At 40.7% G+C, this 23,665-nt stretch carries 20 protein-coding genes and 4 tRNA genes; 3 read left to right on the forward strand and 21 right to left on the reverse strand.

The window, feature by feature from the left end; all coding sequences use genetic code 11:
* The first annotated feature begins 23 nt into the window (after positions 1–23).
* The gene (locus tag ACVCDT_RS14945) at positions 24–956 is read left to right on the forward strand and encodes a response regulator (protein ID WP_447133595.1); all 933 of its coding nucleotides are present in this window, start codon (positions 24–26) and stop codon (positions 954–956) included.
* Positions 957–1,026: 70 nt separating this feature from the next.
* Here the strand turns inward: ACVCDT_RS14945 and der are convergent, their stop codons facing one another.
* The 20 genes from der to ACVCDT_RS15045 form a co-directional block, all read right to left on the reverse strand.
* Complete coding sequence (gene der / locus ACVCDT_RS14950; protein WP_447133596.1) at positions 1,027–2,481, reverse strand: ribosome biogenesis GTPase Der; 1,455 nt, start codon at positions 2,479–2,481, stop codon at positions 1,027–1,029.
* 92 nt (positions 2,482–2,573) lie between these two features.
* On the reverse strand, positions 2,574–3,806 hold the full coding sequence (gene bamB, locus ACVCDT_RS14955) for an outer membrane protein assembly factor BamB (protein ID WP_447133597.1): 1,233 nt from the start codon (positions 3,804–3,806) through the stop codon (positions 2,574–2,576).
* Between the two features lie 10 nt (positions 3,807–3,816).
* Complete coding sequence (locus tag ACVCDT_RS14960) at positions 3,817–4,440, reverse strand: YfgM family protein (protein ID WP_447133598.1); 624 nt, start codon at positions 4,438–4,440, stop codon at positions 3,817–3,819.
* Positions 4,441–4,501: 61 nt separating this feature from the next.
* Complete coding sequence (hisS, locus tag ACVCDT_RS14965) at positions 4,502–5,785, reverse strand: histidine--tRNA ligase (RefSeq protein WP_447133599.1); 1,284 nt, start codon at positions 5,783–5,785, stop codon at positions 4,502–4,504.
* Between the two features lie 120 nt (positions 5,786–5,905).
* A complete protein-coding gene (ispG, locus tag ACVCDT_RS14970) occupies positions 5,906–7,024 on the reverse strand; it encodes a flavodoxin-dependent (E)-4-hydroxy-3-methylbut-2-enyl-diphosphate synthase (protein WP_447133600.1) in 1,119 nt (372 codons plus the stop codon).
* A gap of 30 nt (positions 7,025–7,054) precedes the next feature.
* Positions 7,055–8,005 (reverse strand): RodZ domain-containing protein, encoded by a 951-nt coding sequence (locus ACVCDT_RS14975; protein WP_447133601.1) that lies wholly within the window; start codon positions 8,003–8,005, stop codon positions 7,055–7,057.
* A gap of 9 nt (positions 8,006–8,014) precedes the next feature.
* Complete coding sequence (pilW, locus tag ACVCDT_RS14980) at positions 8,015–9,076, reverse strand: type IV pilus biogenesis/stability protein PilW (RefSeq protein WP_447133602.1); 1,062 nt, start codon at positions 9,074–9,076, stop codon at positions 8,015–8,017.
* A gap of 32 nt (positions 9,077–9,108) precedes the next feature.
* Positions 9,109–10,242 (reverse strand): dual-specificity RNA methyltransferase RlmN, encoded by a 1,134-nt coding sequence (gene rlmN, locus ACVCDT_RS14985; RefSeq protein WP_447133636.1) that lies wholly within the window; start codon positions 10,240–10,242, stop codon positions 9,109–9,111.
* 137 nt (positions 10,243–10,379) lie between these two features.
* Entirely contained in the window at positions 10,380–10,811 is a 432-nt protein-coding gene (gene ndk / locus ACVCDT_RS14990; protein ID WP_447133603.1) for a nucleoside-diphosphate kinase, read from the reverse strand.
* A gap of 404 nt (positions 10,812–11,215) precedes the next feature.
* Entirely contained in the window at positions 11,216–13,090 is a 1,875-nt protein-coding gene (locus ACVCDT_RS14995) for a SurA N-terminal domain-containing protein (protein WP_447133604.1), read from the reverse strand.
* A gap of 265 nt (positions 13,091–13,355) precedes the next feature.
* Positions 13,356–13,628, reverse strand: a complete 273-nt coding sequence (gene hupB / locus ACVCDT_RS15000) for a nucleoid-associated protein HU-beta (protein ID WP_447133605.1) — start codon at positions 13,626–13,628, stop codon at positions 13,356–13,358.
* 250 nt (positions 13,629–13,878) lie between these two features.
* On the reverse strand, positions 13,879–16,233 hold the full coding sequence (lon, locus tag ACVCDT_RS15005) for an endopeptidase La (protein WP_447133606.1): 2,355 nt from the start codon (positions 16,231–16,233) through the stop codon (positions 13,879–13,881).
* A 166-nt stretch (positions 16,234–16,399) separates the two neighbouring features.
* Entirely contained in the window at positions 16,400–17,677 is a 1,278-nt protein-coding gene (clpX, locus tag ACVCDT_RS15010) for an ATP-dependent protease ATP-binding subunit ClpX (RefSeq protein ID WP_447133607.1), read from the reverse strand.
* 93 nt (positions 17,678–17,770) lie between these two features.
* On the reverse strand, positions 17,771–18,415 hold the full coding sequence (gene clpP, locus ACVCDT_RS15015; protein ID WP_447133608.1) for an ATP-dependent Clp endopeptidase proteolytic subunit ClpP: 645 nt from the start codon (positions 18,413–18,415) through the stop codon (positions 17,771–17,773).
* 90 nt (positions 18,416–18,505) lie between these two features.
* Positions 18,506–19,816 (reverse strand): trigger factor, encoded by a 1,311-nt coding sequence (tig, locus tag ACVCDT_RS15020; RefSeq protein ID WP_447133609.1) that lies wholly within the window; start codon positions 19,814–19,816, stop codon positions 18,506–18,508.
* 360 nt (positions 19,817–20,176) lie between these two features.
* Positions 20,177–20,261 (reverse strand) — tRNA-Leu (locus ACVCDT_RS15025).
* A gap of 3 nt (positions 20,262–20,264) precedes the next feature.
* Positions 20,265–20,340 (reverse strand) — tRNA-His (locus ACVCDT_RS15030).
* 59 nt (positions 20,341–20,399) lie between these two features.
* Positions 20,400–20,476 (reverse strand) — tRNA-Arg (locus ACVCDT_RS15035).
* A gap of 29 nt (positions 20,477–20,505) precedes the next feature.
* A tRNA-Pro gene (locus ACVCDT_RS15040) sits at positions 20,506–20,582 on the reverse strand.
* Positions 20,583–20,745: 163 nt separating this feature from the next.
* On the reverse strand, positions 20,746–21,006 hold the full coding sequence (locus ACVCDT_RS15045) for a DUF5062 family protein (RefSeq protein WP_447133610.1): 261 nt from the start codon (positions 21,004–21,006) through the stop codon (positions 20,746–20,748).
* A 232-nt stretch (positions 21,007–21,238) separates the two neighbouring features.
* On the opposite strand from ACVCDT_RS15045, the gene folD reads away from it, so the two are divergent.
* Both folD and ACVCDT_RS15055 read left to right on the forward strand, forming a co-directional pair.
* Entirely contained in the window at positions 21,239–22,093 is an 855-nt protein-coding gene (gene folD / locus ACVCDT_RS15050; RefSeq protein ID WP_447133611.1) for a bifunctional methylenetetrahydrofolate dehydrogenase/methenyltetrahydrofolate cyclohydrolase FolD, read from the forward strand.
* Entirely contained in the window at positions 22,093–22,647 is a 555-nt protein-coding gene (locus ACVCDT_RS15055; protein ID WP_447133612.1) for a DUF1415 domain-containing protein, read from the forward strand. Before folD ends, ACVCDT_RS15055 begins: the two co-directional genes overlap by 1 nt.
* On the opposite strand, the gene ACVCDT_RS15060 is transcribed toward ACVCDT_RS15055, so the two are convergent.
* Positions 22,648–23,664, reverse strand: coding sequence for a DUF4340 domain-containing protein (locus ACVCDT_RS15060; RefSeq protein WP_447133613.1), 1,017 nt, complete (start codon positions 23,662–23,664; stop codon positions 22,648–22,650).
* Between the last annotated feature and the right edge of the window lies 1 nt (position 23,665).

The raw sequence follows: 23,665 nt of genomic DNA on the forward strand, positions 1-23,665 counted from the left end.
CCAAAAAATAAATATAAATGTTAATGGACTCAACAGCACATTCTAAAGCAGCAACGAATAAAACCCGTAGCGCTATTGTTTTGGTGGTGGATGATAACCCAACCACAGCGGAGTTTTTGGTGTTGGCATTACAGCCCCACTACCGTACATTTTCAGCTTTGTCTGGTGAAGATGCCATTGGCTTTTGTGTGGCTCATGTCCCTGACTTAGTCATTCTCGATCAACATATGAATAATCTAGATGGCATATTGACCTGCAAAATGCTTAAGGCCATTCCAGGCATGGAAGACTGCCCTATTGTCTTTGCCACTTCTGATACTTCTCCAGATTTAGAAGTAAAATGTTGGGATGCTGGTGCCACTGACTTTATTCACAAACCTTTTGTTATACAAAGTTTAGTCAAACGTATTCATAAACATATTGAGTCTAAGTTAACCGATGACTTAATTGAAAACATGGTGTTTGTTGATCCCGCTTCGGGTTTATATAACCGTGGATTTTTTAACGACAATTACATCAAGCAACTATCATTAGCCAACAGATATGATGGCCCTTTGTCTCTAGTGATGTTTGAAGTGGTTAATAGCCCCTTGTATAGCAAAAGAGAGCCCACAAAAATATTAGATGAACACTTTAATTTAGTGGCAAAGATTATTGTGGATAACTTAGCGCAGCCAACAGATATTTTAACCCGTTACAGTGAAAACGAAATTGCCTTGCTAATGCCTGACTCTTATATTTTTACCGCCAAGCATTCGGTTAAAAAAATCATGGACAAATTAACCGAACTTAAACATGATCCTGCCCTGCGGCTGCAACAAGTTGTTGTCTCTGCCAGTATGGCCTCGTTAGATTCGTTACCCAAAAATGTTAGTTTAGTTGAACAAGCGCTAAATATTTTAGCAGAAGGTAAATCTGCCGAATCGACATCGCACAATGCCTATTATGTTGCCTAAAGTGCTGAAATTAGACTGGCTTTAAGCTAGTCGCAATTTTTAAACACACTTTAGGCCAAACAATACTTCATTACTTTTTGACGTGCTTATGCATGCGCATCAACTGACGGCGCTTTCTGCGTTGTGAGTCATTTAAACTACTATGATCTGTTTCATAGGGATTGTGACTTTCCCTAAATTCTATTTTTATGGGTGTACCCATTACCTTTAATGACTTTCTAAAATAATTCATTAGATAACGTTTATAAGAGTCAGGTAGGTCTTTTAACTGGTTTCCGTGAATAACAATAAGTGGAGGGTTGTAACCGCCAGCGTGAGCATATTTCATTTTCACTCTTCGGCCACGAACTAAAGGCGGCTGATGATCTTCTTGGGCCATATCCATAATGCGTGTAAGCATTGAGGTATTTACCCTTTTAGTGGCTGATGCGTAAGCTTCTTGCACCGATTCAAACAAATGCCCTACCCCAGTACCGTGCAACGCAGAAATGAAATGTAGCCTAGCAAAGTCAATAAAGCCTAAGCGTCTATCTAACTCGCGTTTAACTTCGTCTTTTATGTCTTTATTTAGGCCGTCCCATTTGTTTACCGCTACCACTAAAGAGCGACCTGCATTTAAAATAAATCCCAATAAACTGAGATCTTGGTCGGTTATCCCTTCTTGGGCATCCACTACAAACAACACCACATTTGATTCTTCTATGGCCTGTAAGGTTTTAACAATAGAAAACTTTTCGATTGCTTCAGAAATATTCTTACGCTTTCTTACCCCAGCAGTATCAATTAGCACGTACTCTCGATCATCACGCTCCATGGGTATAAAAATACTGTCTCTGGTCGTGCCAGGTTGGTCATAAACCACCACTCGCTCTTCACCTAAAATACGATTGGTTAAGGTAGACTTACCTACATTGGGTTTACCTACTATGGCTAACTTAATAGGAAGCGCTTGCAATCGAGCCAGTTGCTCTTCGGCATCTTCTTCTTGCAGTTCTTCTTCACTTTCTTCTGGGATGTGCATATCAGGAAAACGATCAGCAATAGGTGTCAGCGAGTGCTGTAATAACTGGGTCACACCTCGGCCATGAGCTGCAGCAATTTGATTCACATCACCTAAACCTAATGCAAAAAAATCGGCACTTTGGCTATCACCATCAATTCCGTCAACTTTGTTAGCTACCACATAAACAGGCTTGTCTTGTTTGCGTAGATGTTCTGCAATACCTTGATCGGCAGCTGTCATACCAGTGCGTGCATCGACCAAAAATAAGACAATGTCGGCTTCTACTATGGCCAGTAAAGATTGCTCTGCCATGGCCATATCAATGCCCTGCTCGTCGCCACTAATACCGCCAGTATCCACAACAATAAACTGTAGGCCTTCATATTTTGCTTGGCCGTATTTTCTGTCCCGTGTTAAACCAGGAAAATCAGCCACCAGCGCATCTCTGGTGCGCGTTAGGCGATTAAATAACGTAGACTTTCCAACATTTGGGCGTCCAACTAAGGCAACAACGGGTAACATAAACACATATCCTGTAGACAAAAACGGCTTGGGATCATTCCAAGCCGTTTATTATTATTTGGTGCGCCATCAGTATAGCGCACTCTAAATCACTATTTTGGCGTTTCAATCGCCACTAACTTTCCATCTCTGGTTTGGGTATAAAGGGTATGTCCGTCTACCACTGGTGAATAATAAATCCCTTCGTCTTCATCATCGCCCCCCACTTCCATACGCGAAACAATTTTACCATCGGCTTGGTCAAACCAATGGAGGTAGCCATATTTATCACCGGCTACTAGGTAATTTCCTACAACAGACACACCAGTCAACAGACGCTGTTTTAACGCTCCTTGACTCCACAACTCCACACCATTACGGCTATCCAGTGCATACAAATTGCTATTCACGTCTACTACAAATAAGGTGTTACCTGACATGGATAAGCGACTGTAAGACTTATATTCTCGTTTCCAGATAATTCGACCAGTTCTAAGCTCCACCGAAGCTAAGGTTCCATCATAGGAAATCACAAATATAGTTCCACCTGCCACTAAAGGCTCACTATCAATATCAACTATACGTTCTAGTTCAGTCACCCCAGTAGCAGCCGAAATCACTTGCTCCCAGGCGGTTTGGCCGGTTTCTAGAATATTCACTACTAATCTACCTGTAGCGGTGCCAAAAATAGCGCCACCATTAACTGCCGCTGGCGCTGATACCCCACGTAATGATAGAGGCGGTACATCAGATTCAGCCGACCAAAGCTCTTCACCTGAACTGGCATCTAGTGCAAAGATAAAACCTGAACCTGTGTTAACTAACACGATTCCTGCATCTATGGCTGGCGCTGCAAGTACTTCTCCTTTAACAGAGGTTTTCCATTTTTGCTCGCCTGTGTTGGCATCTAATGCAAATACATCACCGTTTTCTGTACCAAAAAATACCGTTTCATAAGCGACACTTAATCCACCGGCTATTTTTGCCGATAGGCCTGAAGACCATAAATTAGTTAACCTAAAACCTAAGCCTTTTTCACCAAAAGTTGCTAAGTCTTTTGACCAAACTTTTTTACCGGTTTTTTGTTCATAAGCCGCCACTAACCCTTGGCGATTCGCAGCAAAGACTTTGTTATAGGCAACCGCAGGACTTAGCTTTGAATAATACTTGCCAATGCCATTACCTAAATCTTTTTCCCATAGTTTCACTGGGGTAAATTGCATTTGAATAGGCTTTAGGCGACGAATTTCTAATTCATCATCATCATAAAACCAGTTGCTCATTGTGGTGCAACCAGACAACATCAGCGAACCTACTAAAATCAACGCTCCAAAGGATTGCTTCACAATAACCACCTTAGCTATTTGCCGCTGTGGCTAAATTGTCTAGCTTCATTTTTAATACTTGGTCACGGGTGTTTTCTTCTAACGCAGCACTATAGGCGGCTCTGGCTTTATCAAATAATTGCTGTGCCACATACACATCACCTTTAATTTCTTGGCTTTGTGCAGCAAAAGCCGGATCGGTAATCTGTTCTATGGTAGCTAAAGCAGCGTCTAATTCGCCTTGTTCAATTTGAACTCGTGCAAGGCGTAAACGTGCAACAGATTGCACTGCTGTTAGCTTGGCTTGATCAGCCACTAAGGCTAATTGCTTTGCAGCTTCAGTTAAGTCAGAGCGTTCAATGGCTTGTTGAGCTAACTCTAATGCCATTAATAAGGCATAGCCTGTGTCGTTATGCGCTTGTAAAAAGGTTTTGGCATGGCTAAAACCTTCTTCATCTTTTAGCAAGTTTTCTGCTGCTTTTTCGTAAGCTACTGAGGCTTGTTCTTTGGCAGAGATTTGCGCGTCGTTATAATAACGCCAGCCCCATAAACCACCTAAACCTAATACCGCGCCAACAATTAATGCCGTGCCATTTTCTTTCCAAAAGCGTTTAATGGCTTCAACTTGTTGTTCTTCGGTTTCGTATTGTTCCATTATCCATTCCTCTTACTACATAGCCATCATTCAAGCGGCTTTGGTGATGTTAAATTATTTATTATTGGTGCTTAAAGTGAGCAAGCATAAATCCACTCAATTCACTTAACGCTAGTTTTTTTTGTGGTTTTTGATCACGTAAATACTTTACTGCAACCTGCTGTGATGCCATTTCATCTTGACCAATAATAAGCGCAATAGCGGCTCCACTTTGATCAGCACGTTTCATTTGTTTTTTAAAATTTCCACCAGCACAGTGATTCATTACTCTAAGTTGAGGAGCGGCATCTCGCAAGCTCTCACCAACATTGCGGGCATATTGTTCAACTGTTTCGTCCATAGCGGTGACATAAACATCTACAGGCGATGCAATATTTTGGTCAAGCCCTAAGGTCTGTAACATTAAAATTAAGCGCTCTAAGCCCATGGCAAAACCTACGCCTTGGGTTTCTTTTCCACCTAACTGTTCAACTAAACCGTCGTATCGACCACCAGCGCAAACTGTGCCTTGCGCGCCTAAGTCATCTGTTACCCACTCAAATACTGTACGATTATAATAATCTAATCCGCGCACTAAAGCTGAGTTAACTCGGTATTCGATACCCATCTTGTCTAATCGTTCACACAAGCCTTGAAAATGTTTTGCCGATTCTTCATCTAGGCAATCTATTAGTCTAGGTGCATTTTTTACCGCGGCTTGAACTTGTGGATTTTTACTGTCGAGTATACGTAAAGGGTTGCTTTCGAGGCGGCGTAGACTGTCTTCATCTAATTGGTCTTTACACTTGAGTAAAAAGGCGACCAATTGTTCTTTATAGGCCGCACGTGCTTCGGCTGAGCCTAACGAGTTAATCTCGAGTCGAACGTTTTTACTGATACCAAATTTTTTCCATAATCTGGCACTTAACAAAATAACTTCAGCATCTATATCTGGTCCGGCTAAACCAAAGGCTTCAACCCCAAACTGATGAAACTGACGGTATCGACCTTTTTGCGGGCGTTCGTGACGAAACATAGGCCCCATATACCACAAACGTTGTTGCTGGTTATATAAAAGTCCGTGTTCGTTACCGGCACGTACCACACTGGCGGTGCCTTCTGGACGCAAAGTTAAACTATCTTGGTTTCTATCGGCAAAGGTGTACATTTCTTTTTCGACTATGTCTGTCACTTCACCGATTGAACGTTTAAACAAATCTGTGCTTTCGACTATAGGTGTGCGGATCTCTTGATAACCATAACTGGCTACCACTTGCCTAATAGTAGACTCAACAAACTGCCACACCCCTGACTCAGTAGGTAAGCAGTCGTTCATTCCCCTAATCGCTTGAATTTGTTTTGACACAGACAATCATCTCTTTAGCAATAATTAAAAAAGCCCCGCATTATAGGGGCTTTAACTAACAAGGTAAAATGTTGAGGCTTGAAAAAGCCAGAAAATGTTAGAAAAAAACCAACTGGCTAGTTAATCCAGTTGTTTTATCGCAATCTTGTGGTTTTTATCTATTTGACTAGCTTTTGCACGAATGCGTTTTTCTAATTGGTCAACTAAATCGTCATTGGCTAATCGTTCTTTTTGACGTTTGCCATCTAAATAAAACCCACTCATGTTACGTGCACCGGTTAGACCTAAATCTGACACTTCAGCTTCACCTGGGCCATTTACCACACACCCAATAATAGACACATCCATAGGTGTAAGTAAGTCCTCTAGGCGCTGCTCTAACGCATTGACAGTGTTAATCACATCAAACTCCTGACGTGAACAACTCGGGCAAGCAATAAAGTTGATCCCTCTTGAACGGATACGTAGTGACTTTAAAATGTCAAAGCCCACTTTAATTTCTTCAACAGGATCGGCGGCCAAAGAAATACGAATGGTATCGCCAATCCCCTCAGCTAATAACATGCCTAAACCTACTGAACTTTTCACTGCACCCGCTCTAATACCACCCGCTTCGGTGATCCCTAAGTGCAAAGGCTGCTCAATTTGTTTAGCTAATTCACGGTATGCGCCTACCGCTAAAAATACATCAGAGGCTTTCACGCTAACTTTAAATTGATCAAAGTTTAATTTATCTAAAATATCCACATGTCGCATGGCAGACTCTACTAAAGCTGCAGGAGTGGGCTCGCCGTATTTTTCTTGCAGATCTTTTTCTAACGAACCACCGTTCACGCCAATACGAATAGGGATCCCCTTATCTTTAGCACAATCGACCACCGAGCGTACCCTTTCCATGCTGCCTATATTGCCAGGGTTAATCCTAAGGCAATCTACCCCATACTCTGCCACTTTAAGGGCAATTCTATAATCAAAATGAATGTCGGCAATTAGAGGTACAGAGACTTGCTGCTTGATCAACTTAAAGGCTTCAGCAGCGTCCATAGTAGGGACAGAGACACGTACTATTTCACCGCCCACGGCTTGAATACGATTAATTTGCTGCACTGTCGCTTGCACATCTGTAGTTAAGGTATTGGTCATAGATTGCACAGCAATGGGAGCACCATCACCAATAGGAACCTGACCTACATATATGCGTTTTGACGGACGTCTGTTTATAGGGTTTTGTGCAAACATAATGGTTTTTTAACTCTATTTGTTAAATGATTATTCTGATAGTGGCAAGGTAAATTTAGCTATGCGACCTGGCGAAATAAAACTCATATCTAATGGCTCGCCAGCAAATTGGATTTGTACGACTTCGGGCGCACCTAAAGTTACAGTAAAAGGAGGAATTCCAGTCACAGACATGACTCGCCCTTTCTTTTTAACTCCATAGGCAATATCTTCGCCTGTTGCATCAGTAAGACTCATCCAGCAATCATCGGAAAATTCAAACACCAACTCAATAGGCTCAGCCAATTCGCTCAAGCTATTAGCCGGAGGCATGTTTGTATCAACATTCGCGCCTGCCTGAGTATTGACTTCCGGTACAGCTTGTTCTGAGCTAGGTGTTGGTAGCTCGTCAACATCTTGCTGTGGATTAGCTTGCTGATCCTGTTGATTAAACTTGGGTAACTCTGTTGAATCTTCAGATAGCTCTTCAATTGCTAGTTCTGCCGGCGCCTCAACCACAACTGGCGTTTGTTCAACTACTAGTTCTGTTTCAGGTTGATACTGCTTACTCTCTGCACTGCTAGTGTCATCAACATCACTTTGCTGCCACCACCAGATTACTACTAAGGCAATAACCACGGCGATAATTAGGTAAGTAACTAACATTAATTTATCGTCGTTAGCCTGATTGGCTATACGCCGTGAAAAGCTTTGTAACTTGGCCGGCTCTTTTTTCTGAGTATTTAAATTATCAAAGGCTACCATTACCTCAGATTCAGGCACATCAACATATTTAGCGTAAAGCTTGATATAGCCCTTAATAAAAGTTAACGAAATATTAATGTCGTAATTGTCTATTTCTAGATCTTCAATTAATGACTTTTTAAGTTTAATTTTGTCTGCGATATCTTGGCTGCTAAGGTTTGCTTTTTCTCTGGCACGCCTAAGGATCTGCCCCGGTCCTGGCAGTAATTCTTGTTGTTGTTCGTCTTCTTCGTACATATAGTTCTATTACTCTACCGCTTTAGGGGGTACTAAAGATAATTTCATGCCTTGATAAATTGCTGATGCACTTTTAAGTGCATTCCATTCTATAAGGCGTTGCATTTTTATATTGTATTGCAGTGAAATTCGATACAAATTATCACCTTTTTGCACGACATGGAATCGAGCTGGGGTTTGCTCTGACTGTGAGCTCTTTGTCTCTATTTCTTTATCTAGGTTTTCTGTTTGAGCTTGGGTTGAGCTTATTGGTTCAATAACAGGTTTTGCCACTTTAGTGGGTGCGGAGTTAGTTTGACCAATATTAGCCAAGACTTTTTGTTCTTCTGCTAACAAGGCTTGAGTCTGAGTCGCGTTTGGGAAAACGCTAATCAACATGTCTCTATAACCTTTGGCCGTCATGTTATCACCTAATCCTTTGGCGATCTCAATCGACAAAATTAAGCTTTGCGGGCTAATTTGTGCAACTCTTTCATAACGTCTTAATATGCCTTGGGCTGCTTCATATTGCTGAGATTCAACTAAAATTTCAGCAAGTAAAAACAAACTACTGGCTCGGCCGGGCTGGTGATTAACCGCACTGCGCAAATATTGCTCGGTTTCTGAGATTAATCCTTGGCTATGACTGCACATAGCTAGTCTTTCATAGGTTTCAGCGGTATTAGTATAACTGCGGGTATTCACCGCTTTAAGAAAGTACTCTTTGGCTTTGTTGTAGTTTCCGTTAAGACATAAAAATGCCCCATAGCTATTGGCAATAACGGCGTTATTTGGCGCTAAGTCCATGGCATATTGGTAAGCTTTTTCAGCTTGTTCTAATTCACCTACTGTTTGGTAATAATAAGCCATAGCTGAATTCGCATCGGCTGATCTAGGGGCAAATTCTAACGCTTTGTCTAAGTTAAATTTAGCTTGGCTAAAATTGCCATTTTTAAGATAGGTTAAACCTAAGTCAACGCGATTTTTAGATGCCTTTAATTGGTCAATACTTTGGTTGGTGTTACTAGTACAGCCACTTATAACAAGTAGCAACACTAAAATACTACAACTTAGTTTTATCATGAGCTTCATTCAGGCCTATTGGTTATTACGCGTGTTAACTATTATTCTGCTATCTTGACTGAAATACTCTCGCCCTTCAGCTGTTTTTTCAACATTCTTTTTGTTCTATCCACTACATCCCCAACTAACTGGCCACAAGCGGCATCTATATCGTCACCACGAGTACGTCGAACCACTACTATAATGCCGTATTCCATTAATACTTTAGCAAAACGATCAATTCTAGAATTGCTTGAACAAGTGTAAGGCGAGCCTGGATATGGATTAAAAGGAATAAGGTTGATTTTGCATGGGGTATTGGCTAGTACTTTGGCTAATTGATGTGCCTGATCTGTGCTGTCGTTAATGCCGTTTAACATCACATACTCTACTGTGACTTTACCTTGATTAGCATTAGATTTGGCCAAATAGCGTCTAACGCTAGCTAAAAAGACCTCTATTGGGTATTTTTTATTAACTGGCACAATTTCATCGCGTAATTTATCGTCTGGCGCATGTAATGAAATGGCTAAAGCTACGTCTATTTGATCACCTAACATATCTAGGGCTGGCACTACCCCAGAGGTACTTAAAGTCACTCGACGTTTAGATAAGCCAAAGGCTAGATCATCCATCATCAGCTCCATTGCGGGCACTACATTTTTAACATTAAGCAGCGGTTCACCCATGCCCATCATAACGACATTGGTAATAGGCCTTTTAGCTGAATCATTATTTAGCCCAATAGTTGTAGCCACGCGCCACACTTGGCCGATAATTTCTGAGACTTTTAGATTTCGGTTAAAACCTTGCTGGGCTGTAGAACAAAATGTGCACTCTAGGGCACAGCCCACTTGCGAAGAAACACACAAAGTCGCGCGATCGCCATCTGGGATCCAGACGGTTTCTACTTCTTGTCCACCTTCCAGTTTAAGGGCAAATTTGATGGTACCGTCTGAGGCATTTTGTTGATAAGCAATTTCGGGAGCTTTAACTTCGCATTGAGCCTGTAATTTTTGACGTAAACCTTTATTTAGGTTGGTCATTAGATCAAAGTCAGACACGCCTTGCTGATAGATCCACTTCATCACTTGATCAGCGCGAAAAGGTTTTTCTCCCATGGCATCAAAAAAGGCGCGTAAACCGGCTCGATTAAAATCCAGAAGATTGGTTTTCTTAGCTTGGTTTGTCACCATTTCAACACTCACATTACACCTCTACACACAGTTACACTAAGTTAATTTTACCCTAACAATTAGGTTTTACAGTATTAAATTTTATACCAGTAACACAAAAGGGAGCCTAAGCTCCCTTTTTATATCACACGCAAATATTAGCGAGTACGTGGGCAGATTTCTTCATCGCTAAAGAAATAAGCAATTTCACGTGCCGCAGATTCTGGTGCATCTGAACCGTGACAAGCATTTTCGTCAATTGATTCAGCATAGTCAGCACGTAGAGTACCGGCTAAAGCTTCAGCTGGGTTAGTTGCGCCCATGATTTCACGATTTTTAAGAACAGCATTTTCGCCTTCTAAAACTTGAACCATAACAGGACCAGATGTCATGAAAGATACTAACGCGCCAAAGAAAGGACGTTCGCTGTGCTCAGCATAAAATCCTTCAGCTTGCTCTTTGCTAAGGTGCAACATTTTAGATGCAACAATTTTAAGACCAGCAGTCTCAAAACGGTTATAGATTGCGCCAATGACGTTTTTAGCAACAGCATCAGGCTTGATAATAGAAAAAGTGCGCTCTAAAGCCATTTTCTTTACTCCAGTATTAGTGACAATTAATCCTGTTAGGGATAGATAAAAATTTCGCGCGGATTATATGCAATTAGCGAGCAAATACCTAGTATAGATTGCATATTATTCCATTGACCTTAGAATCAAGGGTAAAATATTGCATAACAGAGGTGCGCTTGATTAAATTTTTGGTGTTAATTCCACTATTACTGAGTGTTTTGTGGGTTGGATATCTAAAATCTAAAGGATTTAGCTTAGGCGATGGTAAGCAAGGCTTCATTTACATTTTTGTGTTATCTGCAGTTATTGCCGCTTTTTATCTGAGTTTACTTTGGTTAACTCGGTAACTCCTTTCTCCTTTAGCAATGGCAAAAACTAAAAAAGAGCGAATATCGCTCTTTTTTAGTTATTCGAATCTCAATTTAGAAAATTTCGATATCGGCCTGAGCTTTTAACGACTCAATTACCGCACCGTATAAAATCTGTGACTTACTTGAAGCCAATCGATTTTTAAGCGCCTGCAATTGTTGGTCTGTAGCCTCTGGTGCAGAATTAACTGCCAGTAACTGGACTAAACCTACATCACCATTTGCTAAGTCAACCACTGCCGATTCACTATCAGCTAAGGTGAAAGTCGTTTCTACTAATGACTGAGCTAAGCTGGCATCATTACGCGTTAGATTTTGTTGTTCTTGCCATTCAAGACCTAAGCTAGCTAAAGTTTCAGCCACAGGCTGTTGTTCATCTAGAGCCAGTTTTACTTCTTGTGCCCAGTCTCTTGCAGCTTGTTGAGCGGCTTGCGCTGACAAGACTTGTTGAATGTCGGTCTTCACTTCATCTAAACTTTGGGTGCGCTCAGGTTCATACTCAGCGACTCGAATAACCATAATATGATTCTGGGCTAATTCGATCACATCACTGTTTACCCTGTCTTCAATCAATTCTAGACTAAATGCGCTGGCTAAAACTTGCGGTGCAGACACAGCTTGTGGCGCATTAAATCGAGCAAACAATGGCGTAGTTTGCACAGGCTTGCCGGCTATACCTGCAACTTCGTTTAAGTCATCAGGTACTTCAAAGGCCACCTCAGCCATTCTTTGGCTAATCGCATAAAACTCTTCTTCAGCTTTATTCGTTTTAACCTTTAACTCAAGCTCTTGTTTCACTTCTTCAAAAGGTGTGATTTGTTCAGGTTTAATATCAGTGAGTTTAATAACGTGGTAACCAAATTCACTTTTCACCACTTTACTGACGTCGCCAACCTGGGCTAAAGCAAAAGCTGCGTCTTCAAAAGCAGGATCCATTATCCCTTGAGTGAACCAGCCTAAATCACCACCGTTTTCTGCACTGAAAGTATCAGTTGAATAGGTTTTGGCTAATTCTGCAAAGTCTTCACCCGCTTGTACCTTGGCTAATACTTCTAAGGCTTGCTTTTCAACTTCTTCACTTTCTTCTGCACTTTCAAATAATATATGTGCCGCTTGACGCTCTTCTTCTGTGCGATAGTCGTTTAGGTTGTTTTGATAATAATCAGATATTTCTTGCTCTGTTACTTCGATAGCAGGCAATAAATCATCTAATTGCAATTCTACATAGGCTAAGCTGACTTTTTGCTCTGTATCAAACTGAGTGATATTTGCTTGATAATAAGCATCAATCTGTTCGTCAGTGACTTCAACTTGCTCTACAAACTTACTTGAAGGAACACTGATATAACGTAAGTCACGAGTTTGCTGCTGCATAAGATGCGCGGCACTGGCTTCACTATTTAGGGTAAATTCTGAACCTAGTAGCGACTGAGACAATTGACGACGAACCATATCGATTCGCATGTAATCTCTAAAGTTATTCGTTTGAAAACCCGCTTGGCGCAAAATAGCTAAATAACGATCATTGTTAAACTTGCCGTCGACCTGAAATTCTTGCATTTGCACGACTGCTTTTTTAATTTGCTCATCGCTTACACGTAATCCAATTTCTTTGGCAGCTTGATCTAATAACTTTTCACTAATTAGACGATCTAACACTCCTTGACGAAAGTTTTGTAAATACGCGGCATCGCTAGCCAAAGTTGCAAAAGCTTCACCAAATTGCTGCTCCATACGAGCTCTTTCGTTTTGATAAGCACGTTCTAATTCATCAAGTCCGATTTCTTCACCGTTGACTGTGGCAGCAGCACCAGAAGCAGATGAGTTGATATAACTACCTACTCCTGCAAAAACAAAACTTAAAATGACTAATGCTAAGATCCCCATTGCCCATGGGCCCTGTGATCCTTCTCTAATTCTTTCCAACATACTAGTGTCCAAACTCCAATTGAGCTGTTATTGATCAGCCAAGTTTTTAATTAATTAAATAGTCTTAGCCGTAAGCGCGCGGGATTATATACCAACTAGGTGCAATAATTAACGGTTGTTCGCTTTGAATAATAAAATATCTTGCCGAATTGCACAGGTTTACAACAGGTGAGTGTTTAATAGGTCGATAATGCTTGTTCTATATCGCCAGATAAACAAAAGGCGATGATAAATCATCGCCTTTTTAAAACAACTAAACTAAAAATTAGTTACAAGCGTCTTTAAGCGCTTTACCTGCTTTGAACGAAGGTACTTTAGCAGCTGAAATTTGAATAGTCTCACCAGTTTGAGGATTACGACCACTGCGAGCAGCACGCTCACGAACAGAGAAAGTTCCGAAACCAACTAATGCAACTTGGTCTCCGTCTTTAAGAGCTGTAGTAACAGCACTTGTCAATGCATCTAGTGCACGACCAGCTGCTGCTTTAGAAATGTCTGCGCTTGCAGCGATGTTATCAATAAGTTCTGACTTATTCACAATATGAACCCCTTCATTTGTTATTATACTTTTGGCCTGCACAATGCAGAGCCGAACGTTTATATCAAGCCTAAAAATTAACTTCAAGCTATATATTTACAATTTATTAACTTTTATTGAATCGTCTCAATCCCTTTTGTGACAAGGCGCTAAGCGAATCTGCAATAAAGGCTACCATAACTTTTTGCTTAGTGAAGCCCTTAAATGGAAAAAAATTGAAAAAAAACCGCAAAGCAGCTCATTTTTTGAGCTACTTTGCCTTTTTAACGGTAAATTTATCTGGCGACTCGGCTAAAGCCAACTTTAACACCTCTTCAATCCATTGCACCGGATGGATACTTAAATCTTGTTTTACGTTGTCTGGGATCTCAACTAAATCACGTTCGTTGTCTTTTGGAATGATGACAGTTTTAATTCCACCTCTATGTGCAGCTAACAGTTTTTCTTTCAAACCACCTATAGCTAACACTTCTCCTCTTAGAGTAATTTCACCTGTCATGGCTACATCACAACGTACAGGATTGCCTGTTAAAGTTGAAATAAGAGCTGTACACATAGCAATACCAGCACTAGGTCCATCTTTAGGCGTTGCGCCTTCTGGAACATGCACATGAATGTCACGTTTTTCATGAAAATCATCATTTATTCGTAAGGCTTCAGCTCGACTTCTCACCACTGTCATGGCCGTTTGAATCGACTCTTGCATGACATCACCTAAGGAGCCAGTAAAGGTGGTTTTGCCCTTACCTACTACCGAGGTGGTTTCTATGGTTAACAGATCGCCGCCCACTTGGGTCCAAGCCAAGCCAGTTACTTGACCTATTTGATTGGCCTTATCGGCTTTTCCATAATCAAATCGTTGCACACCAAGGTAGTCTTTTAAGTTATCTTGGGTGACCACTACCTGCTTAATCTTTTTATCTAATAGAATATTTTTAACTGCTTTGCGGCAAATTTTTGAAATCTCACGCTCTAAACTACGCACGCCAGCTTCACGGGTGTAATAACGAATAATGCCAATAATTGCACTTTCGTCTATCACTAACTCGCCTTCTTTAAGGCCATTTCTTGAGATTTGTTTTTCAATTAGATGTTGCAAGGCAATATTGAGTTTTTCATCTTCGGTATAGCCAGATAGACGAATGACTTCCATTCTATCTAACAAAGGCCCAGGAATATCCATACTGTTTGATGTGGCAACAAACATGACATCAGATAGGTCATAATCTACTTCTAAATAATGATCACTAAAACTACTGTTTTGCTCTGGATCTAGCACCTCAAGCAAGGCAGAAGAAGGGTCACCGCGCATATCAGACGACATTTTGTCAATTTCGTCTAATAAAAATAGTGGGTTTTTCACCCCAACTTTAGCCATTTTTTGGATCATTTTACCAGGCATTGAGCCAATGTAAGTACGACGATGCCCACGTATTTCAGCTTCGTCTCGCACGCCACCTAATGCCATACGTACATATTTTCTACCTGTTGCTTTAGCTATGGATTGCCCAAGAGAGGTTTTCCCCACTCCAGGTGGCCCCACTAAGCACAAAATCGGCCCTTTAAGCTTTCTGACTCTTTGTTGTACTGCTAGGTATTCGATAATACGTTCTTTTACTTTATCTAGACCATAATGATCAGCATTTAAAACTTTATCTGCTAGCGCTAAATCTTTTTTAACGACACTACGCTTGACCCAAGGTACATTAGTTAACCAATCAATGTAGCTGCGAACTACTGTGGCTTCTGCCGACATAGGCGACATCATTTTTAACTTACTTAATTCTGCCGTTGCCTTCTTTTTGGCTTCTTCTGGCATTTTTGCATCAGTAATTTTTTGCTTTAGAGCTTCAAATTCATCTGGCGTTTCGTCTAATTCGCCTAATTCCTTTTGAATGGCCTTCATTTGTTCATTCAAATAGTATTCGCGCTGACTTTTTTCCATTTGTTTTTTAACACGGGTGCGAATTTTGCGTTCAACCTGCAATAGATCGATTTCACTTTCCATTAGTGCCATTAAATATTCTAAGCGCTCAGTTACACTGAGCATCTCTAAAACTTTCTGCTTTTCAGAAAGCTTTAATGGCATGTGCGCTGCCATAGTGTCGGCTAGTCGCGCCGCGTCTTCTATGCCACTTAAAGAGGTAAGTACTTCTGGTGGAATTTTTTTATTCAGTTTGACATAGCCCTCAAACTGCGAAATGGCAGATCTGACCAACACTTCTTGCTCAGTATCATCAATTTCGTCATCAGGGCTACTTTGCACTTGGCCAACAAAAAAGTCTTCTGTGCTAGTAAAAGTATCAATTTTACCCCTTTGATTACCTTCTACTAATACTTTCACTGTACCGTCTGGTAGTTTTAATAACTGTAAAATAGTGGCTATGGTACCCACTGTAAAAATATCGTCAGCAGAGGGCTCATCTACTCCTGCATCTTTTTGGGCCACTAAAAATATTTGTTTATCTTTTTCCATGGCTGCTTCTAAGCAGCGAATAGACTTTTCTCTGCCCACAAACAGGGGGATTACCATATGTGGGTATACCACTACATCACGTAACGCTAGCACAGGCATTTCGACGCGAGTTGTTCGCTCTTTAGTCATACTGGATCTCGTATTTATTTTACTAATATTAAAATCTATTGGATGTATATGGGGTTAGGCAAGTAAAGTTCAAATGCCATTGATCAATTAAATTCATTTTTCATCATTTTGAATTAAATTTTATTTATTAAGGCATAAAAAAAGGCTCTTGCGAGCCTTTTAATTTTTATTCAGAAGCAGCTTTTTTATCTACTTTGCTGTCGTAAATCAAAATAGGCTTAGACTCACCACGAATAACGGTTTCATCTATTACTACTTTGCTAACATCAGACATAGAAGGCAAGTCGTACATAGTATCTAGCAATACGGCTTCTACTATTGACCTTAACCCACGTGCCCCAGTTTTTCGACTCATGGCCTTTTTAGCTATGGCTTGTAAGGCATCATCACGGAATTCCAACTCGGTATTTTCCATGCCAAACAATGCAGAATACTGTTTGGTTAAAGCATTTTTAGGCTCACGTAAAATTTGTACTAATGCATCTTCGCTTAATTCTTCTAAGCTAGTTAATACAGGTAAGCGCCCGATAAACTCAGGAATAAGCCCGTATTTTACTAGGTCTTCTGGCTCAACCTTTTTAAATAGTTCGCCTTCAAGGGCTTTGCGACTGGTGTTTTTAATTTCAGAGCCAAAGCCAATGCCTGTACCTGTATGCGCTCGTTGCTCTATTACCTTATCTAGACCGGCAAATGCACCGCCACAAATAAACAAGATTTTAGAGGTGTCGACTTGCAAAAACTCTTGTTGTGGGTGTTTTCTGCCACCTTGAGGTGGAACCGAAGCAATAGTCCCTTCAATTAGCTTTAACAAGGCTTGTTGTACCCCTTCACCCGATACATCACGGGTAATAGAAGGGTTATCTGACTTGCGTGAAATCTTATCTATTTCATCAATGTAAACAATACCACGTTGAGCTTTCTCAACATCGTAGTCACATTTTTGTAGTAACTTTTGAATGATATTTTCAACGTCTTCCCCTACGTAACCAGCTTCGGTTAAGGTGGTGGCATCAGCCATAGTGAAAGGCACATCTAATAATCTAGCTAAGGTTTCTGCCAGTAAGGTTTTACCGCTACCGGTTGGGCCTATTAGCAGAATGTTACTTTTCCCTAATTCAACACCTTCATGCACATCACCATTTCTTAGACGTTTATAGTGGTTGTATACCGCCACAGACAACACTTTTTTGGCGTGCTCTTGACCAATGACATAATCGTCAAGGTGAGCGTGAATTTCTTTAGGGGTTGGCAGCTCATCTTGTTTTTTCTTAGGGGCAATTTCTTTTATTTCTTCACGAATAATGTCGTTACATAGATCAACACATTCATCACAAATAAAAACAGAAGGTCCAGCAATAAGTTTACGAACTTCATGCTGACTTTTGCCACAAAACGAACAATATAAAAGTTTATTGTCGCCTTCGCTGCTTGGTTTATCACTCATTTTTACAATTTTCCTTTCTCAGGCTGACTCTATCTTTATAGCCAATAGTTTAAAACTTATCTATTAGGCTGCAGATATGGTCGAGTCATTTTATCATTTGTCGCCTTTAGTGTCAGCTTGACTTGTATCTGGTCGGTTAGATAAAACTTGATCAACTAACCCATATTCTAATGCATCTTGTGCGGTCAAAAAGTTATCGCGATCGGTATCTTTAGCCACTTTTTCGTATGCTTGCCCAGTATGCTCAGCCATCAAACGATTCATTCTCTCTTTAATAGACAGTATTTCTTTGGCGTGTATTTCAAAATCAGACGCTTGACCTTGGAAACCACCTAGTGGTTGATGAATCATCACTCGTGAATTAGGTAAACAATAACGCTTGCCCTTTTCACCAGCTGACAATAAAAAAGCGCCCATGCTAGCTGCTTGACCAATACACACTGTACTGACATTTGGCTTAATGAAATTCATGGTATCGTAAATAGCCATACCAGCGGTCACTGAACCACCTGGCGAATTGATATATAAAAAGATATCTTTTTCTGGGTTTTCAGCTTCTAAAAATAACATTTGCGCGACAATTAGATTCGCCATGTGGTCTTCTACTTGGCCAACCAGAAAAATCACGTTTTCTTTTAGTAAGCGAGAGTAAATATCATAAGAGCGCTCACCCTTAGCAGTTTGTTCAACCACCATAGGAACTAAAGCGTTTGTTGGATCAAAAGGCGTATTCATCATAAATTATATTTCTTCACAAATAAAAATGCTCGGTAGTTACCGAGCATTTAAGCAGTTGCAGACTAGATAAGTCAATTAACAAAAGGCAAATTAAGCCTGTTTGTTCATGATCTCATCAAAAGTTTTCTTCACTTCTTTAACTTTGGCTTGCTCTAATAGCAATTCAACAGCTTGTTCTTCCATTGCAACGTTGTTCATTTGTTGCATAAGTTCTTCGTTATTTTTGTAATAATCGATCACTTCTTGTGGATCTTCGTAAGCAGAAGCGGCTGATTCAATCAGTGCATCTACTTTAGCTGTATCAACTTTTAAGTCATTGGTTTTGATCACTTCACCTAGCAACAAACCAATGCTAACGCGTTTACGCGCGTTTTCTTCAAACAAGTCAGCTGGAAGCTCAGGCATGTTTTCAACATTACCACCTTGCTGTTGGCTAAAGCGTTGCTTAGCTTGTTCGCGTAGCGCATTAATTTCTTGATCAACTAAGGCTTGTGGCAAATCAATTTGATTTTTTTCAAGTAAACCCGCAATTACTTGCTCTTTTACTGAAGCTTTTAAAGTTTGCTCTAATTCACGCTGCATGTTTTTGCGTACTTCAGCGTGCAAGCTGTCGATGTTGCCATCTTCGATACCAAATAATTTAGCAAACTCTTCGTCTACTTTTGGTAGGTCAAGGGCTTCAACTTTCTTAATTTGAATCACAAATTGCGCCGCTTTGCCCTTTAGCTTTTCAGCATGGTAATCTTCTGGGAAAGTTACATCAGCAATCACTTCTTCACCAGTTTTGTGACCAACAATTGGCTTTTCAAAACCAGGGATCATGCGATCTTTACCCATTTCTAAAGCAAAGTCTTCGGCCTTGCCACCGTCAAACTCTTCGCCATCAATTGTACCAACAAAATCGATTGTGACTTTATCGTCTTTCTTAGCTTTACGTTTTACTTCTTTGTAAGAAGCGTGTTGCTTACGTAAAGTGTCGATCATGTTGTTTAAATCTTTGTCGCTAATTTCAACAACAGGCTTTTCAACTTTAATTTTTGCTACGTCTTTTACTTCAACTTCTGGATACACTTCAAACGCTGCTACGTACTCTAAATCTTTACCATCTTCGTCAGTTTTAATTTCAAAAGACGGCATACCAGCTGGGGTAATTTTTTCTTGAGTGATGGCTTGGTAAAAATTGCGCTGCATAACTTCGCCAGCAATTTCTTGGCGAACTGCCTGACCGTAACGCTTTTTAATTACATTGACAGGTACTTTTCCAGGGCGAAAACCATTGATTCTTTGGGTTTTAGCCAGCTGCTGTAAGCGAGATTTTACCGCAGTGTCGATTGACTCAGCAGGAACAGTAATAGTAAGACGGCGTTCTAAACCTTTGGTCGCCTCAACGGAAACTTGCATTCTGATACCTCAATTGTGCGTGAATTTACACGCTTATAAATGGTTACTAATAGGCTTTTATCGGCGCAAAATATTTATTCTGACGGATACACGTATTGCGCTCCGATAATCTTAACGCCTAAGGTTTCCCTTATTTGGCTAAGACAGCCTGATAAAAAAGACGCAGTAGTATAGCGATAGCACTAACGCAAGTCGAGGGTAAAAATAACTAATTATTGGCTTTCTGCCTAATGTTGCAAGGGTATGCTACGAAAATTTAAAATCGACTAGAAAAAAAGCTAAATGCCAGACACAAACAAAGTGTAGTTTAGGCTTGTTTGAGTTTATTTGGATAAATCAAAATTGACTTGAAAACGAAAATGGTGCGGAAGGAGAGACTCGAACTCTCACGCTGTGAAGCACTGGAACCTAAATCCAGCGTGTCTACCAATTCCACCACTCCCGCGAGTGGGGTGGGCGACGGGGCTCGAACCCGCGACAACCGGAATCACAATCCGGGGCTCTACCAACTGAGCTACGCTCACCACATTAAACTGCAGCTATCTTTTTTACTTTAAACATTATCCTAGTCCTCTCGCTCGCATGGCGCGCCCGACAGGATTCGAACCTGTGACCCACGGCTTAGAAGGCCGTTGCTCTATCCAGCTGAGCTACGGGCGCTCGACGAACCGAGTGAAACATGTAAAAAGTGGTCGGTGAGACAGGATTCGAACCTGCGACCCCTTGGACCCAAACCAAGTGCGCTACCAAGCTGCGCTACTCACCGACATTCCCTAAGCGTTGTTGACCTCGGCTAAGGGAGGCGCATATTACCGAGTTGATATATGCTCGTCAAACACTTTTTTAAGGATTTTTTTTGTTTGCTTATTTTTAACTCAAGATGAACACTTTTCATTTAATTTGCTGAAAAATTGTTCGGTGTTTTTGTTTTATTTTAATAAAGGGTGATCTTTAGGCAATTTATTTTTAAGCCACACTGCTAATTTATGTTTCATACTTAATAAATCTTCACTATCGGCAGGTAAAGCGGTAATCAGTTTATCGTTAACCAGTAATCGGTAGATACATTCAACTTTTTGTTTGGCTGAATCTGTAGGTGAAAAGGTTTTAAACCCACGATTTTTTGCGTATGCCTCTCCTACTACTAGCGCTTTTTTTAATAACTGTGATTCGTTGGCAAGCTTTTTCATGTATGGCTAGTTCCCTATATTGGTTTTATCTAAGCACAACATGCAGGTTATCTGGCTAAGACCCTGCTTGTCTACAAGCTTCTTGCTATGAATAGGCTTGCTTATGCCATTAAGCCATGTAATCAAGGGAACAATTATGAGTAATTTAAGCATTTTGCTCTGCAAGTAATTGCGAGCAACAACAAGGATATGTGACAATGCAGCATCGAAAATAAACCACTTTGGGATCCCAATGCCAGCGCAAAAAATTGATGGTGCGTTAATCGCTAAACATATTAGACAACATGTGGCGGCTCAAGTAGAAGCCATAGTTTCATCTGGGCGAAGAGCCCCTGGTCTTGCCGTTGTACTTGTAGGTAGTGATGCAGCTTCGCACGTTTATGTAAATAATAAACGTAAAGCCTGTGCAGAAGTGGGCTTTGTAGAAAAATCTTATGACCTGCCCAACTCAACTACCCAAAAGGAATTATTGGAGATAATTGATTCATTAAATGCCGATAACGAAATAGATGGCATTTTAGTGCAATTACCTTTACCCGCAGGCTTAGATAAAGAACAAATATTAGAACGCATTGACCCTAAAAAAGACGTTGATGGATTTCATCCATACAATATTGGACGATTAGCTCAACGTATCCCGGCATTACGTCCCTGTACCCCCAAAGGTATCATGAGTTTAATTGAGTCGACCAAACGCCCTATTAAAGGCTTAGATGCGGTGATAGTTGGGGCGTCTAATATAGTTGGGCGGCCTATGTTTATGGAGCTGTTATTAGCCGGTTGTACCGTTACGAGTTGCCATAAGTTCACTCGTGACCTGCAAGCTCATGTGCAGCGCGCCGATCTGTTAGTGGTGGCAGTGGGGAAAACTGATTTTATTCCAGGTGCGTGGATCAAGCCTGGTGCAATTGTCATTGATGTTGGTATTAACCGCAATCAAGATAGTAGTTTAACTGGTGATGTAGAATACCAAAGTGCTAAGGAGCGTGCCGGCTGGATCACCCCAGTACCAGGTGGTGTGGGCCCAATGACAGTTGCCAGCCTAATAGAAAACACCTTAGAAGCCTATGTTAAGTATCATTCATAGTGGTGAAGTTAACTAATTCAGAGCTTGTACCTGAACAAGTTGAAGCTCAGGTACAAAAGTGGATAAAACAAGTCATTATTGGACTTAACTTCTGTCCCTTTGCAAAAAAAGAGATTGAACGACAAACCGTGCGTTATAAGGTAGTCGAAGAGTGCCAAGAAAGCGCCGCACTAGATCTATTGCTCAATGAATTAAGTCTGCTAGATAAGCAAGCAGAGATTGAAACAACCTTAGTGATATTTTCACATGGATTTAGTCATTTTGAGCAATATTTAGATTTGCTGGCTCAAGCCGAAGCTTTGCTCAATCAAGGCGGCTATGCAGGCATTTATCAACTTGCTAGTTTTCATCCAGATTATGTTTTTGCTGATGCAGAAGCCGAGGACCCGGCCAATTATACCAATCGTTCTCCTTTTCCAATATTGCATATTTTACGAGAAGCGAGTTTGGACAAGGTATTATCTCGTTATCCAGATCCCCAGAGTATTCCTGAAAACAACATTCAAAAAGCCAGAGCCTTAGGCTCTGACTATTTAAAGAGCCTAATCAATTAGTTACTTAGGTGCTTCACCTTCTTCAATCACAGTCTTATTTTCTTGGCTAGCTTGTTCTTCAGTATCCAACAAAAAGTCTTGATTGCTTTTAATTAATTGTTGAGCACTAAAGCTAGACACACTGTAATACCAACCATGCCAATAAGGCACCTTATCAGCATGTTCAAATTTTACGTAATGTTGCTCATCTTGTTTATATAAGCGAATGCTTATGCTTTCAGCGTCTTGGGTTTGTAACTTTAATTCAGTTACCAGACTCAACTCACTTTGCACAAGCGCTTGCTCGGGTAACAGTTCTTCAAAATGTAAAGCTGTCACGCTGTCTAACATAGCTTGTAAAATACTGTCGTATTCAAGCTCGCTGCCTTCTGGCATAGAGTTTAGTTGCAGTTGTCCATCTTCGGCTCTTTGGATCTGCCAGTTTTGCCCATCAACACGTTGTAAGGAAACAATATCTTGTGAACTAAAAGGCAAAATTGGCTGTTTTAACCAAGCCGTCTCATCTAGTGGCAGACCAATGGTTTTATCTGTTCGCCATGCCTGTTTACTTGTCGGTTTACGAACATAATTCCCTTGAGTAAAGCTAACAGTGTTTCCAACCAACACTGTCCAAACTTGATTAGCAGTTTTAATGGTAACTAAATTAGCTAAACTGTCGGCCTGTTTAATGTCCTGTAAACCTAAATGGAAGTAGTTTTCTTGTTTACTGGTTTTAGCTTCGATTAATTGGGTCTGAGCTAAGCTTAAAATTAATTCTGCTAACTTTTCTTTAGCAACAGGGTACTTGTCTTGCACAGACTCAAGCATGGCATACCATCTACCCTGCTCTTTTTCAGCATGCAAAATCACACCTTGGGCATTTTCAATTAAGATACTTTCTATTTGATTTGACGAGTCATGCAAATCTTCAAATAACTTAACTGCATGAGATGACACAGATTGGCTTTGCTGCTGGATCCAAACGCCACCAGCTAAAGCTAAGATCACTAAAATAAGTAGTGGATAAATGCGATTCATG

The organism is Paraglaciecola aestuariivivens (genome assembly GCF_052983255.1).

What these genes read in the sequence shown, in the direction of transcription:
- ACVCDT_RS14945 (WP_447133595.1), top strand. Translation starts at nt 24, where the DNA reads ATGGACTCAACAGCACATTCTAAAGCAGCAACGAATAAAACCCGTAGC.
- der (WP_447133596.1), bottom strand. Translation starts at nt 2,481, where the DNA reads ATGTTACCCGTTGTTGCCTTAGTTGGACGCCCAAATGTTGGAAAGTCT.
- ACVCDT_RS14960 (WP_447133598.1), bottom strand. Translation starts at nt 4,440, where the DNA reads ATGGAACAATACGAAACCGAAGAACAACAAGTTGAAGCCATTAAACGC.
- ispG (WP_447133600.1), bottom strand. Translation starts at nt 7,024, where the DNA reads ATGTTTGCACAAAACCCTATAAACAGACGTCCGTCAAAACGCATATAT.
- ACVCDT_RS14975 (WP_447133601.1), bottom strand. Translation starts at nt 8,005, where the DNA reads ATGTACGAAGAAGACGAACAACAACAAGAATTACTGCCAGGACCGGGG.
- pilW (WP_447133602.1), bottom strand. Translation starts at nt 9,076, where the DNA reads ATGAAGCTCATGATAAAACTAAGTTGTAGTATTTTAGTGTTGCTACTT.
- rlmN (WP_447133636.1), bottom strand. Translation starts at nt 10,242, where the DNA reads ATGGTGACAAACCAAGCTAAGAAAACCAATCTTCTGGATTTTAATCGA.
- ndk (WP_447133603.1), bottom strand. Translation starts at nt 10,811, where the DNA reads ATGGCTTTAGAGCGCACTTTTTCTATTATCAAGCCTGATGCTGTTGCT.
- ACVCDT_RS14995 (WP_447133604.1), bottom strand. Translation starts at nt 13,090, where the DNA reads ATGTTGGAAAGAATTAGAGAAGGATCACAGGGCCCATGGGCAATGGGG.
- lon (WP_447133606.1), bottom strand. Translation starts at nt 16,233, where the DNA reads ATGACTAAAGAGCGAACAACTCGCGTCGAAATGCCTGTGCTAGCGTTA.
- clpX (WP_447133607.1), bottom strand. Translation starts at nt 17,677, where the DNA reads ATGAGTGATAAACCAAGCAGCGAAGGCGACAATAAACTTTTATATTGT.
- clpP (WP_447133608.1), bottom strand. Translation starts at nt 18,415, where the DNA reads ATGATGAATACGCCTTTTGATCCAACAAACGCTTTAGTTCCTATGGTG.
- tig (WP_447133609.1), bottom strand. Translation starts at nt 19,816, where the DNA reads ATGCAAGTTTCCGTTGAGGCGACCAAAGGTTTAGAACGCCGTCTTACT.
- ACVCDT_RS15045 (WP_447133610.1), bottom strand. Translation starts at nt 21,006, where the DNA reads ATGAAAAAGCTTGCCAACGAATCACAGTTATTAAAAAAAGCGCTAGTA.
- folD (WP_447133611.1), top strand. Translation starts at nt 21,239, where the DNA reads ATGCCAGCGCAAAAAATTGATGGTGCGTTAATCGCTAAACATATTAGA.
- ACVCDT_RS15060 (WP_447133613.1), bottom strand. Translation starts at nt 23,664, where the DNA reads ATGAATCGCATTTATCCACTACTTATTTTAGTGATCTTAGCTTTAGCT.